Genomic DNA, 1,488 nt, shown 5'->3' with positions numbered 1-1,488 from the left:
CGGATATTGAAACGATTGATGACTTGAATAAGCATTTTGGCCAACGTAAGTTCAATCCAGTCAGTTACTTGTTCTCTACTGAAATTCCGAATCAAGCCATCGATTCATTAAAAAAGAACAGAGTCGTTCTATTTTTAGACAATTATCCCTTCGCACTTGTTTTTCCTCATCTATTTTTGGATATGTTAAGTACTGTCAATGACCGTAATTTCCCCTATGGATTGTCACTAATGATTCGAACGCTAAGGGGCCTCGGGGCCTTGGCTACACTTATCCTTCCCGCGTTATATGTTGCCTTAACGTCAGTTAACCCTGATGTCTTAAAAATCGATCTCGCCTTGTTTATCTCAGAAAGTAGAGAAGGTATTCCATTAACACCTATCATCGAAACTCTTACAATGGTTGTGATCGTTGATTTAATTATTGAAGCGATTATAAGACTCCCGAAAAGCGTAGGACCTGCGATTACAATGGTTGGAGGAATCATACTTGGCCAGGCCATGGTAGAAGCGAAATTAGTCAGTAATTTATTAGTCATTGTGATTACCGCGATGCTGATTGCAAGTTCATCCGTTGTAGGCGTACAAAATTCCCTGTACATTCGCGCTTTAAAGTACCCCATTTTAATCTTGGCATCTGTTTACGGCATTTTTGGTTTATTTGCTGGTTTAACTTTTGTCTGCATATATTTGGCGAGTTTAACGTCATGCGATATTCCGTATGTGACATTTCGCATAGAAGGAAAGGGCGACACAAAGTGACTTCAAGGCTACAGATTGGATTGGTTTTTATTATCATGCATATGGGATTCGGTTATATGCAGTTTCCTAGTCTCATCTATAAGCTAACGAAAACCGGTCACTGGGTCGTGGTTCTTTCTTACGGATTGGTACAATTTCTCTTAATGATGATGTACAAGAAAGGGTTAAATTATTTCCCCCAAAAAGATATGATTGATATTTATTTGAAAATGGGAAGATGGGTGGCCATCATTTTTCTAATCCCCACCGTACTCAATCTGACTGTGGTTATTGCTATGAGTCTTCGCCACCATGCGGAAGGGATTGAATCGATTTTTTTAATTCGGACACCTAGCTGGGCAATATTGATGCTTCTCCTAGCCATTTCAACGTATACAGCTATAAAAGGTATAGGTACGATATTACGTTCTTCCGTTTTCATTTTCTTCATCGTTAATCTTTTAGTGATTTTTGTTATTATCTCCTCGATTGTAAACTTTGATGTTAAGAACGCTTTACCGATATGGCCTGTATCTCTTAATTTCTTAACGGATATAAATTTTTTCTATCTTCTGGGATTCTCGTCTTTATTTTTAGGATTTGTACCTCCAGAAACCAATCTGACGTTCAGCCAGCTATCTGGGGTATGGGCTTATGTGATTTGCTTTTACCTAGCCGTTGTGTATATTCCACTCTTCATTTTTGGACAAGAAACAGTCGTTACATTCCCTTTCCCTGCAAAAGAAGC

The 1,488-nt window shown here is 38.6% G+C and carries 2 protein-coding genes; both read left to right on the top strand.

The features are described from left to right. Positions 1 to 761 (top strand): spore germination protein (locus AC1DUA_RS37255; RefSeq protein ID WP_477504513.1); only part of this gene is annotated, 761 nt, incomplete at its 5' end. Between the two features lie 35 nt (positions 762 to 796). Further along, positions 797 to 1,488, top strand: a 692-nt coding sequence (locus tag AC1DUA_RS37250) for a GerAB/ArcD/ProY family transporter (RefSeq protein ID WP_477504512.1), incomplete at its 3' end; no start/stop codon positions are given.

This window comes from Paenibacillus sp. 01T422 (assembly GCF_056398785.1).
Note: the sequence above shows the minus strand (reverse complement) of the source record. Positions and strands in the feature narration are given on the sequence as shown.